Origin of the sequence: Sulfitobacter profundi (assembly GCF_042661425.1) — a bacterium.
GTDB classification, from domain to species: Bacteria; Pseudomonadota; Alphaproteobacteria; order Rhodobacterales; family Rhodobacteraceae; genus Sulfitobacter; species Sulfitobacter profundi.
Window position 1 is genome coordinate 65,636 of the sequence record NZ_JBHSWA010000004.1, and the last position, 11,168, is coordinate 76,803.

Here is an 11,168-nt window from a genome sequence, read left to right on the forward strand (position 1 = left end):
ACTTCCCACCGCACTGGGCGTTTAGCCATGTAGGATCGAACCGAAAGGGACAGGAACGTGCGTGGCGATTTGGATTTGGCAAAGGCGGACCAGCAGCATCCGACTGACGCGGCGACGCGCCAGAGCCTGTTTACCGATAAGTCCACATGGCGCGTTGCGCGGGCCGAGCGTTTTGGCCTTGTGGTCGATGCGGCGGATTACTTCCGTGTCTTGCGCAAAATCTTTCTCGGCGCGCGGCAGCAGTTGATGCTGATCGGCTGGGATTTCGACTTTGAGCTTGAGATGCTGCCGGGCGAGAGCGATGAGGACGGCAATGCGCCGGACGGCTATCCCAACCAACTCGGCGCCTTTGTAGAGGCGGTGGTTGAGCGGACGCCGGAGTTGCATGTCTACCTGCTGAAATGGAACGGGGCCGTGCTGGCCGCGCCGGGGCGGCTGGTGCCCTCGCTGGCGCTGAGCCTGTTTGGCGGTGACCGGATCCATTTCGCCTTGGACGGGCATCACCCCTTTGGCGCCTGCCACCACCAAAAGATCGTCGTGGCCGATGATGCCTTGGCCTTTTGCGGCGGCATCGACGCGACCGAAGACCGTTGGGACACGCCCGATCACCTGCCGCATGATCCGCGCCGGGTGCGCAAAGACGGCTCTCCCTCCGACCCTTGGCACGATGCCACCTCGGCGATGTCTGGCCCTGCCGCCGCGGCCTTGGGCGAATTGTCGCGCCGACGTTGGTTGAGGGCCACGGGGGATGAAATCGCGAAGCCGAATGGCGCGCCCATGTTCGAATGGCCCAAAGACCTGCCGGTGGATGCCGAAGACATTGATGTGGGGATCGCCCGGACCGAGCCGCCTTTCGACGAAGAGCCGCTGATCAATGAGATCGAACAACTCTACCTCGCCGGGATCAAATCGGCCCGCGACTATATTTATTTTGAATCGCAGTACCTCGCTGCGGACTCGGTCTGTGATGCGCTAAAGGCGCGTTTGGCCGAGGAGGACGGGCCGGAGATCGTCATCATCAACCCGCGCGATGCGGAATCGCAGTTGGAAGATGACGCCATGCATGTCCTGCGCGAACGGCTGGTCGAAGACTTAAAGGGGGCGGATCACCAAAACCGCTTCCGCATCTATTTTCCCGTCACCGACGAGGGAGAGCCGATCTATGTCCATGCGAAGATCATGATCATCGACGACCATCTTCTGCGTCTCGGCTCCAGCAACCTCAACAACCGCTCCATGGGGTTTGACACCGAATGCGACGTGGCGATTGAGCGCCCCGCGCAGGTGATCGAAGGGTTCAGGACCCGCCTCATAGCCGAGCACTTGGGCCTGCCGCCCGCCCGTGTGGCCGAGGTGATGGCCGAAAAGGGGTCGATGATCGGAGCAATTGAAACCCTGAACCGCAAGAAAGGTCGCGGCCTGCGTGCCGTGTTCCGGGGCAGCGAGACGGTTGTCGGCGGCTTTCTGGCAAACACCCGGCTGCTTGACCCGCGCTATCATCCCGGAGAGGGCACCACGACCGGGCGCGGCATTCGCCCGCGTCACATGGCGTTGATCGCGGGGGGCTGGGCCTTGCATGGCTGGCATGGCGCAAATGGGGCCGCCGCGATCCCGAGGTCTAAGGTCTGGGCTCGGCGGCAGGTGCCGCGAAACGCGCGCTATCTTGCACAGGGTTGCGCTCGGCCGGTGCCGCGGGCGCGGTGAGCACGCGCCGCGATGTTTCGGCAGTCCAAGCGATCCCATAAAGGGCCGCCGTTCCCACCGCAGGCAGCACCCATGGCACCCAAGCCGCCTCGGGCCGTGCCATCATCACCGCCTGACAGACCAGTGCCAACACCGTGCCGCTGGCAAAGATCAACAGCCCATGCCGACCAATCAGCCGGAAGGGGCTCGCCATCTGATGTCCAGAGAGGCGGGTCACGCTTGGCAATTGTGACAGAAAATATCCCAAAGCCAGAATATGGATAAACCGCGGGGCAGAGAGATAGGTCTTGTCATGGGAGGTGATGTTGAAGGGCACCCCAGCTTCGCGCAGGTGATGCATCTGTAGGTTCAGGAATTTGCCCAAGCCCGGCACATAGCGCCATGCCAGCACCCCAAGCAACACCGCGACGGACAGCCAAAACAGCGCTTTCGACGCAGGAAAAAACCGATAGCCCTGCCGCTGGCTGAGCCCAACCAGCAGGCCGCAGACAAAGATCGCCTGCCACGCAAAAGGGTTAAAGAACCAGCCGCCCGGATTGGGGTAGTTCGGCAGGTTCAGTCGGAAAACGCCGGTCAGCAGCCAAAGGGTCAGCGACAGTGCCAAAAGCAGCCGCGGCCAGCGCAGCCCCAGCATGATCGCCACAGGGGCACAGACCAGCAGAACCGAATAGGCAGGCAGGATGTTCACATAGCCAAACTGGTGCGTCAAAAGCGGTATCCCAATCACGGATTGGGTCGGGTTTTGAAAGACTTGCCGCATGTTGATCTTGGTCAGAAACTCGGCCTCTGTCGTGATCTGGAAAGCGGCGGCAAAGATGCCCAAAGTCACGGCCGAGAGCATGATCTGCACGAGATAAAGCGACCATGCCCGCTTCCACAGCGGCGCGACCGCGCGCCAGAGGCCATGCCGCAGGCGGTCTTTCTCAATGAACCGGGGCGTATAGGCCAAGCCCGCTGCGATGCCCGACATCAAAAAGAACGCCTCTGCAGCGTCGGCAAAGCCTAGGTTGCGGATGGTCAGAGCTTCATAGGGGTTGCCGGGGACGTGGTTGATGAAAATCATCACCAACGCCAAACCGCGAAACACATCGATGCGCGGGTCGCGGGCAGGTTTGGCCGTGGGGGCAGAGCCGAGCGATCTCGCCGCAGGCGACAGCCCGGTGCTAGGCTGGGGCATGGGTCAGGTCCGCCGCTTTGGGTTTCGCCATCAGATGTTCGTCATTCCACGTCAGCCGCCAGACATCGCAGATACTGTCGTATTCCGCGACGACATCCAGCGGTGCCGCATCCTCCGGCACGGCAAAGAGCGTGCGAGGCAGGGGGCGGGAGGTCCATGCGATAAGCAGCGGGGCCAACAGCATCGGAACCGCCACGGGCAGCAGCCAGATCGTCAGGTCAGGCGCAACCCATTGCACCGCCGCGATGATCGCCGCGCCAATGAAAACGATCCACCGGCCCGCCGCCCAGCCATCCGCCAAGCTCAACCGGCCTTCGTTGCGTTGGTTGGCAGGCCAGCCCCGTCTTGGCCCGAGAGCACCTGCAACACCGCGCGGCTGTGATAGAGCAGCATCAAGGGGGCCAAAAGCGTGGTCAGCACGATCTCGGTCAGAACCGAGAGCGACATGCGCAGGCTACGGCCAAAGTCGCGTGCGCGCTTGGTCAGGATCGCGTGCAGCAAGATCAGCAGCTTCGGCACCACCAGCAGACCCAAAACGCCCAAGGCCAGCAGCGTGATCTCGCGCGTGCTGGTGTCGGGGAAGACGGGGAAAAGCTGATAGGGGCCGGGGAAATACTCAGGCGGCGGCGCGTAAAGCGTGCTGATGGCCGAGGTGATCAGAAACGCCGCCCAAAGAAGGGAGACGACATAGGCGGTGACGTTCTGCAAAAAGACAAACCGGCTCCAGCCCGCCAGCCCGGGGGCAAAGATCAGCCGCGCATGTTGCAGGTTGCCTTGGCACCAACGCCGCTCTCGCCGCGCAAAGGACAGGACATTCTCAGGGCCTTCTTCGAAAGAGCCGCCCCAGGTTTCATCCACCTCGACCTTCCAACCGGCGCGGGCAAGCAACGCCGCCTCGACATAGTCATGGCTGAGAATATGCCCGCCCAAGGGCGGCGGGCCGGAAAGCTCGGGCAGCCCACAGCTTTCGGCGAAGGCGCGGACGCGGATGATTGCGTTATGGCCCCAGAAGGGCCCCGTCGGGCCCTGCATACGGGCAAGGCCACGGGTGAAGATCGGGCCATGAAACCACGAGGCGAATTGCAGTGCCCGGCCAAAGAAAGACCGCGCGCCGATGATCTTGGGCAGGGTCTGTAGCAACCCCAATTGCGGATCGGCTTGCATCCGCGCGATCATGGCGCGGATCGTCTCGCCCTCCATCAGACTGTCGGCGTCAAGGATCACCGCAAGGTCATAGGCCCCGCCGGAGCTGCGCATGAACTCTTCGATATTGCCCGCCTTGCGGCCCGCATTGTCGCGCCGTCTGCGGTAGAAAATACGCCCTTGGCCATCTGTCTCGCGCAGCAATCGGGCAAAGGCGAATTGCTCTTTCCCGGCGAGTGCGTCATCGCGCGTGTCCGACAGAACGACGAAATCCGCCGTCACACCGGCCCGGGTGACAGATCGGTCAATCGCGGCGATGCGGGCAAAAGTGGTCAGCGGGTCTTCGTTGCAGATGGGTACCGCGATCACGGTGCGCGGCTGCGGCGCGTCCAGCGCGGGGCGGGGAGGCGTTGATCTGCCGCCGAAAAGCCCGATCAGCGCCAATGACGCCCCCAAGCCAGCCAAGCCGTGGTCGCGAAAACGAGCAGGGCGCGGATGCCGTCCCACCCGCTGAACCCATCGCGCGCCGCCGCCTCGGCCAAAAGCATTGACGCAAGGGCCGCACAGCCGAGAGACAAAAAGACGGCGAACGCCCGTGCAAACCGGGTCGCCCCGTCCGCCGCAAGCTGCCTTTGCTGAAGTGTCATTGAACCTAGGCCTTGCGCCGCAGCAGGAACGCCCGCGCGACATCGGCCAGCCCGGCCAGATGGCCGCGCCGTTCCAAGGTCTGCCGTGGCATGGCAAGCGGGGCGGCGGGCGGCATCCAAGTCTCGGCCTCAACCGTCATTGCGGAATAGGGGGTCGTCGCGTCTTGAAGGTTCATGCGTTGATCCATTGGTACACCCATGTCTCTGTAAGATTGCGGTCATATCCCGATAGAACTGCCTTGATTTCGACGATGGCGTCAGGCTCTGCACGCAGTTCCAGCACCAGCCGCCATTCGTCTCTGCCATCTACCCGGCTCAGGATCGCCTCGACGATTTCGCCGTTCTGCGCGCTGGCGATCGGCTCCAACTCTGCGTCGCTTGGCATATCGCTCAGCTGTCCGCCGGCAAAGTCGATGACGAATTTGCGGGTTTGCGTATCTGCCTCTACCCCCGCAACCCCGCCGTGGCCCGAACGCAGCCGCACCACGCGGCCAAGGGTCTGCGGGGTCGCGCCCGGTGGGTTCATCCCCCAGTGCATGCGGTAGTCATAGGCCAATTCATCCCCAGCACGGGTTTCGCCCTCGGGAATCCAATAAGCGACGATGTTGTCATTGCCCTCCAGATCGGAGGGAATTTCGACCAGTCGCACCGTGCCCTTGCCCCAGTCGCCCAAGGGTTCGATCATCAAAGAGGGGCGCCGTTCGTAATGGGCCTGCGCATCGAGGTAATGCTCAAAGTCCCGGTTGCGCTGTGCCAACCCGAAGGAGCGCGGGCTCTGCGCCCCGAAATAGGAACTCGCCAAACGCGGCGGATTGTTCAGCGGGCGGCAGAGGGTCGCATCCTTGCCCGCGTTCAGCACCAAGACTTCGCTGTCGTGAACCGAGGGGCGGAAATCGTCAAAGCTGCCCTTGTCCGCGCCATTGTGCAGGAACATCGAGGTCAGCGGCGCGATGCCAAGCTGCTTGATGTCTTTGCGCAGGAACAGCCGCATGGTGACCTCGACGGTGGTGTCGTCGCCCGGTGTGATCACGAACCTATAGGCGCCGGTCACCGACGGGCTGTCGAGTGCGGCATAGATCGTGGCGCTGCTATCGCCCGGTTCGGGACGGCGCAGCCAGACCTCGCTGAAACGGGGGAACTCCTCGCCTTCGGGCAGGCCGGTGTTGACGGCAAGGCCGCGCGCGCTCAGCCCATAAAGCGTGTCTTTCCCCAGAGCGCGGAAATAGCTCGCGCCTTGGAAGACGATCAATTCGTCGAAAATATCGGCGCGGTTGAGCGGGGTGTGCAGACGGAAACCGGCAACGCCCGGCATCTCGGCATTGGGGGGATCGACTTGGCAAGCGCCGCGTCGTCATATTCAAAATCCGCGGTGGTGAAGCCCATGGGCTCAACCGTCTCGCCCCGGACCTCGTTGATCTCCACCGCTTCTTTGAACAGCCAGCCGGGGTGGAAGGCGTGCAACCTAAAGGTAACGCCCTTTTCCTGCCAGCGCGCCTGTTCGGGTCGGAATCGAATCCGTTGATAGGCGTCGTAATCAAGATCGGCGAGGAACCCTTTGACCGGCTTCGGAGCCGCATAGGACGACTGCGCCAAGTCCCGCATGTCATTGACCAGATTGTCGAATGTGAAGGAGGCGGCAGGCACCTCTTGCGCGCGACTGCGCAGCGGCATCAGCGCGGCAGCAAAGGACGCGGCGGAGAGGGTCAGAAACTGACGCCGCTCTAAGCTTTCGGTCCGCAATTTTTTCGATCGTGTAGTAGAAGAATTTGGCAAAACAATACCCCGAGAGACACGTTAAGAGTGTGCAATTTTTTCCCTATCTAATCCTTTCGGCGGCGCTGGAAACTTGATTCAGTAACTTTCAGCGGAATGCTGCAGAGCAGCGCGGAAAATCGCCTATCCGGGCTTTGCTTGCCGGGGTCTGCACAAAATTTTGCCCAGATTACCGTAGCATCGCCGCTTTTTTTGACATTCGATCCTGTGAAGCGGCGCCATTGGTGGGGCTTTGGGGGCATGCTACGGCTCTCAGCGCTCCAACCTCAGACGGGGCCGAAGCGCGGGAGGGGGTCAAACCGCGTCGAGCCCGTCGGCCAGCAAGCGCTCTAGGCTTTGCACTTCGACCTCCGTCAGGGGATCCCCTTTGCGCGGGTTTCAGCGCGGGCCTTGAACCGGCGCTGCGAGGGCAGCCGCGCCCCTTGGGCCGTGATCGCGGCAAAGAGCGTTTCCGCCCGCGCAAAGGGATCACCGGGGCGGCCAGCGGCAAACTTTTCCGGGTCGAAGGCGATGATCAACTCACCATGGGCCGGCGCGAGGGTGAGAGAGCCCAAGGCGTCGCGCGCCTCTGGGCTGGTCAGGTCGCCGATCATCACCCCGGCGAGCAGTTCGATCATGGTGGAAATGGCGGATCCCTTATGGCCACCAAAGGGCAACATGGCCCCGGCAAGGGCGGCTTTGGGATCGGTCGTGGGCCTGCCGTCGGGCGCGATGGCCCAGCCTTCGGGCAGGGGCGTGCCCGCGCGGCGGTGCAATTCGATCTCTCCCCGCGCGGCGACGCTGGTGGCAAAATCAAAGACGTAAGGGTCGCCCTCTGCCCGTGGCCAGCCAAAGGCGAAAGGGTTGGTCCCCATCAAGGGGTCGGTGCCGCCCGACGGGGCCACGCTGGCATAGCTGGGGCACATCGCCATGGCGGCGAGGCCCATATCGGTCAACGTCTCAATCTCGGGCCAGAGGGCGGCGAAATGGGTGCAATCGTTGATCACCATGGCGGCGATCCCGGTCGTGCGGCAACGCTCTGCCAGCACCGGCGCGCCCGCGTCGAATGCAGCGTTGGAAAAGCCGCCTCCCGCGTTCACGCGCACAATGGCGCTGTCGTCTTGGTGCATCTGCGGCACCGCATCGGGCACCACTTTGCCCGCCTTGATCGTGCGCAGGCACCCTTCGATCCGGTAGATGCCGTGGGATTTGCAGGCATCGCCTTCGCCCGCCACGATCACCCGCGCGAGGGCGGCGGCATTCTGCGGCGACAGGCCCGCGCCTTGGAAAATCTGCATGACAATTCCGTTTAGGGCGTCGTGGGACAGGGTCGTATCGGTCATCTGGATCCTCGCAGGGCTTGGGTTGCAATCATGCATACATCATGTATGCAGTTGCGCAGAGACGCAAGCTGACACCGGGCCGCGGCCCGCATGAAAGGATAGACGATGGCCTTTACCCCCCATGGCAAACATCTGATCGCCGGCGAATGGATCGCCACCGACGACCGCTTTAGTTCCAGCCCCGCCCATGGAAACGCACATGAATTCTCGGTCGGCACGGTGGATTTGGTCGACCAAGCCTGCGAAGCTGCCGAAGCGGCGTTTTGGGACTTCGGCTATTCCAGCCGCGCCACCCGCGCTAAGTTTCTGAACGCCATCGCCGATGAGATCGACGCCCGCGGTGCCCAGATCACCGAGATCGGCAGCCAAGAAAGCGGCCTGCCCACAGCGCGTCTGGAAGGAGAGCGGGGCCGGACCGTCGGCCAGCTGCGCCTCTTTGCCGCGCATATCGAAAAGGGTGACTACCTCGACCGCCGCTTCGATGCCGCCATGCCGGAACGCCAGCCCGCCCCGCGCCCGGCGATCACCATGGTGCAACGCCCGATCGGCCCTGTCGCCGTCTTTGGCGCGTCGAACTTCCCGCTGGCTTTCTCAGTCGCAGGCGGTGACACGGCGGCGGCGCTGGCGGCAGGCTGCCCGGTCGTGGTCAAAGGCCACTCCGCCCATCCCGGCACGGGTGAGATTGTTGCAGAAGCGATCCATGCGGCGGTTGAAAGCTGCGGCATGCCGCGCGGGGTGTTTTCGCTGATCCAAGGTGGCAATCGCGCTGTTGGTCAGGCCGTGGTGCAGCATCCGCTGATCAAGGCCGTGGGTTTCACCGGCTCTCTCGCGGGGGGCGGGCGCTGTTCGATCTCTGCGCCGCGCGGCCGGAGCCGATCCCCTTCTTTGGTGAATTGGGCTCGGTCAACCCTATGTTCATGCTCCCCGCCGCGATGGAGGCACGGGCCGAGGAACTGGGCAAAGGCTGGGCCGCGTCCCTGACCATGGGCGCGGGCCAGTTTTGCACCAATCCGGGCATTGCCGTGGTGATCGACGGGGCAGGGGCAGACGCCTTCGTGAAAAGTGCCGCCACCGCACTGCAAGACGTGGCCGAACAGGTCATGCTGACAGACGGTATCGCGCAGGCCTTCTGTGCGGGCCGCGACACGTTCAAGGCCGCGCAGAGCCTGCGCCAAGTGCATGTAGCCGACAGCACTGGCCGCAACGCCGCCCCGGCCCTGTTCGAGACCACGGGCGCAGAGTTCAAAGCCAACCCGGCGCTGCATGAAGAAGTCTTTGGCCCGCTGGGGCTGGTGGTGCGGGTTGCTTCGCTGGAAGAGATGCGCGCGCTGGCTCTCGATCTGGACGGGCAGTTGACCATCACCCTGCATATGGGTGACGCGGATGTTAAGGCCGCGCGGGTCTTGATGCCGGTGCTGGAACGCAAAGCCGGACGTCTGTTGGCAAACGGCTTCCCCACCGGCGTCGAGGTGGTGGATTCCATGGTGCACGGCGGGCCCTATCCGGCCAGCACCAACTTTGGCGCGACCAGTGTGGGCACCCTGTCGATCCGGCGTTTCCTGCGGCCGGTGTCCTATCAGAACCTGCCAGAGGCGCTGCTGCCCGAAGACGCGGCGGGGTGATCCCAGACGGGAAAGCCGGGCTGCACGCCCGGCTTTTTCATTTTAGCCGGAAAAGAGGGCGGCTGCGGCCCTATTCCCATCCCCAAACAATGACGACGGCGTCTCAATGTATCAAAAATATGTCGACACATCGGTAAAAGTTAAAAATACATATTGTATTTTTAATGAAGACATTGTTCCTTCATACCACCCCGTACCCCGCCCAGACAGAGTCGGGGCGACCAACCCAAGAGGGAGATATCTATGAAATTTACGCAACTCGCCGGGAGCCTCGTGGCTGCGACCGTGATCGGCACCACCGCACATGCCGACAAACTGGACGACATCATTTCTTCGGGCACGCTGCGCTGCGCCGTGGTGCTGGACTTCCCGCCCATGGGCTCGCGCGATGACACCAACACGCCCGTCGGCTTTGACGTGGATTATTGCAACGATCTGGCCGCAGCACTCGGTGTCGAAGCCGAAATCGTCGAGACGCCATTCCCCGACCGTATCCCCGCGCTCGTCTCAGGCCGCGCGGATGTGGGCGTTGCCTCCACCTCCGACACGCTGGAGCGGGCCAAGACGGTTGGCTTCTCGGTCCCGTATTTCGCCTTCACCAATGTCGTGCTGACCCGCGAAGACGCAGGTGTCGACAGCTTTGAAAGCCTCAAGGGCAAGACCGTCGGCTCCGTCGCGGGCACGTTTGAGGCCATCGCGTTGGAAGAGCAGGTCGACGCATGGGACGACGGCAGCTTCCGTTCTTATCAGAGCCAAGCTGACGTGTTCCTGTCCCTGTCCCAAGGTCAGATCGACGCGACCGTCGTGACTTCCACCGTGGCGTCTTCCATCGTCAACGGCGGCAAATTCGAAGGTCTGACCATCGCGGGCGATGCGCCCTTTGACGTGGACTACGTCGGCCTCATCGGACTGCGTCAGGAGTACGGTCTGCTGAACTATCTCGATCTCTTCGTGAACCAGCAGGTCCGCTCGGGCCGCTATCAGGAACTCTTTGACAAATGGGTCGGCGGCGACGCGCCTGACCTGACCATCGCCAAAGCCTATCGTTGATGGATGCGGGGGCCGCGCCTTGCGGCCCCCGTCTGCCGATAACCGCTGATCGGAGCAAATGATGGGCAACTACACCTTTCAATGGCGACAGGCCTTTCGCGCTTTCCCAGAAATGCTGGAAGGCGCGCTGGTTACGCTGCAGATATCGATCCTGTCGATGCTGATCGGCGTTGCCATCGCCGTGCTGCTGGCCGTGGGCCGCGATGCCAAATCGCGCTGGCTGCGGGCACCTGCGACCGCATGGGTCGAAGTGGCGCGCAACACGCCTGCACTTTTTCAGATTTACATGGCGCATTTCGGGCTTGGGTCTTTCGGGATCTACCTCAGCCCCTATGCCGCACTGCTGGCCGGGATCGCCTTCAACAACGCGGGCTACCTGTGCGAGACGTTCCGCGGCGCGATGCGGGCCATTCCGGACACGCAGCTGCGCGCCGGTCGGTCACTGGGCATGGGGCAAGCCAAGGCGTTTCGCCTGATCATCGTGCCGCAGATGTTCCGCATCTCGTTTCTGCCAACCACAAACCAGATGATCTGGGCGATTTTGATGACATCCCTGGGTGTCACGGTGGGCCTGAATTCGGACCTCGCGGGGGTCACACAAGACCTCAATGCGCGCAGCTTCCGGACCTTTGAATTCTTCGCATTGGCGGCGGTGATCTACTACGTGATCGCCAAGGCCGTGATGCTCGGCGCACGGCTCATGGCCGCCCGCCTGTTTCGCTACTGAAGG

Annotated in this window: 8 protein-coding genes and 2 pseudogenes; 4 read left to right on the forward strand and 6 right to left on the reverse strand. The window is 62.9% G+C overall.

What is annotated here, in order from left to right; all coding sequences use genetic code 11:
• The first annotated feature begins 57 nt into the window (after positions 1-57).
• The gene (locus ACFQAU_RS20205) at positions 58-1,704 is read left to right on the forward strand and encodes a phospholipase D-like domain-containing protein (RefSeq protein ID WP_386284900.1); all 1,647 of its coding nucleotides are present in this window, start codon (positions 58-60) and stop codon (positions 1,702-1,704) included.
• Here the strand turns inward: ACFQAU_RS20205 and ACFQAU_RS20210 are convergent.
• The 6 genes and pseudogenes from ACFQAU_RS20210 to ACFQAU_RS20235 all read right to left on the reverse strand — a co-directional run bounded on the left by ACFQAU_RS20210 (position 1,619) and on the right by ACFQAU_RS20235 (position 7,766).
• Positions 1,619-2,881, reverse strand: coding sequence for an OpgC family protein (locus ACFQAU_RS20210; protein WP_132445255.1), 1,263 nt, complete (start codon positions 2,879-2,881; stop codon positions 1,619-1,621). The two genes, ACFQAU_RS20205 and ACFQAU_RS20210, sit on opposite strands and share 86 nt — an antisense overlap.
• Positions 2,868-4,671 (reverse strand): annotated as a pseudogene (gene mdoH, locus ACFQAU_RS20215) (glucans biosynthesis glucosyltransferase MdoH). The gene ACFQAU_RS20210 and the pseudogene mdoH overlap by 14 nt, the downstream one beginning before the upstream one ends.
• 5 nt (positions 4,672-4,676) lie before the next feature.
• A complete protein-coding gene (locus ACFQAU_RS20220) occupies positions 4,677-4,847 on the reverse strand; it encodes a hypothetical protein (protein WP_162931903.1) in 171 nt (56 codons plus the stop codon).
• Positions 4,844-5,983 (reverse strand): OpgD/OpgG family glucan biosynthesis protein, encoded by a 1,140-nt coding sequence (locus ACFQAU_RS20225; RefSeq protein WP_386284913.1) that lies wholly within the window; start codon positions 5,981-5,983, stop codon positions 4,844-4,846. Before ACFQAU_RS20225 ends, ACFQAU_RS20220 begins: the two co-directional genes overlap by 4 nt.
• Complete coding sequence (locus ACFQAU_RS20230) at positions 5,917-6,411, reverse strand: glucan biosynthesis protein (RefSeq protein WP_386284916.1); 495 nt, start codon at positions 6,409-6,411, stop codon at positions 5,917-5,919. The genes ACFQAU_RS20225 and ACFQAU_RS20230 overlap by 67 nt, the downstream gene beginning before the upstream one ends.
• Before the next feature lie 386 nt (positions 6,412-6,797).
• Positions 6,798-7,766: an Ldh family oxidoreductase gene (locus ACFQAU_RS20235; protein ID WP_386284919.1), complete on the reverse strand. Its 969-nt coding sequence runs from the start codon at positions 7,764-7,766 to the stop codon at positions 6,798-6,800.
• A 105-nt stretch (positions 7,767-7,871) separates the two neighbouring features.
• Here ACFQAU_RS20235 and ACFQAU_RS20240 point away from each other — a divergent pair.
• The 3 genes and pseudogenes from ACFQAU_RS20240 to ACFQAU_RS20250 all read left to right on the forward strand — a co-directional run bounded on the left by ACFQAU_RS20240 (position 7,872) and on the right by ACFQAU_RS20250 (position 11,165).
• Positions 7,872-9,388: pseudogene (locus tag ACFQAU_RS20240) on the forward strand (aldehyde dehydrogenase (NADP(+))).
• A 243-nt stretch (positions 9,389-9,631) separates the two neighbouring features.
• Positions 9,632-10,438: an ABC transporter substrate-binding protein gene (locus ACFQAU_RS20245; protein ID WP_132445579.1), complete on the forward strand. Its 807-nt coding sequence runs from the start codon at positions 9,632-9,634 to the stop codon at positions 10,436-10,438.
• Between the two features lie 61 nt (positions 10,439-10,499).
• A complete protein-coding gene (locus ACFQAU_RS20250) occupies positions 10,500-11,165 on the forward strand; it encodes an amino acid ABC transporter permease (RefSeq protein WP_120352371.1) in 666 nt (221 codons plus the stop codon).
• Positions 11,166-11,168: the final 3 nt, after the last annotated feature.

Coding starts and splice junctions, on each gene's coding strand:
- ACFQAU_RS20225 (WP_386284913.1), bottom strand. CDS start 5,983: ATGCCGGGCGTTGCCGGTTTCCGTCTGCACACCCCGCTCAACCGCGCC.
- ACFQAU_RS20210 (WP_132445255.1), bottom strand. CDS start 2,881: ATGCCCCAGCCTAGCACCGGGCTGTCGCCTGCGGCGAGATCGCTCGGC.
- ACFQAU_RS20250 (WP_120352371.1), top strand. CDS start 10,500: ATGGGCAACTACACCTTTCAATGGCGACAGGCCTTTCGCGCTTTCCCA.
- ACFQAU_RS20220 (WP_162931903.1), bottom strand. CDS start 4,847: ATGAACCTTCAAGACGCGACGACCCCCTATTCCGCAATGACGGTTGAG.
- ACFQAU_RS20245 (WP_132445579.1), top strand. CDS start 9,632: ATGAAATTTACGCAACTCGCCGGGAGCCTCGTGGCTGCGACCGTGATC.
- ACFQAU_RS20235 (WP_386284919.1), bottom strand. CDS start 7,766: ATGACCGATACGACCCTGTCCCACGACGCCCTAAACGGAATTGTCATG.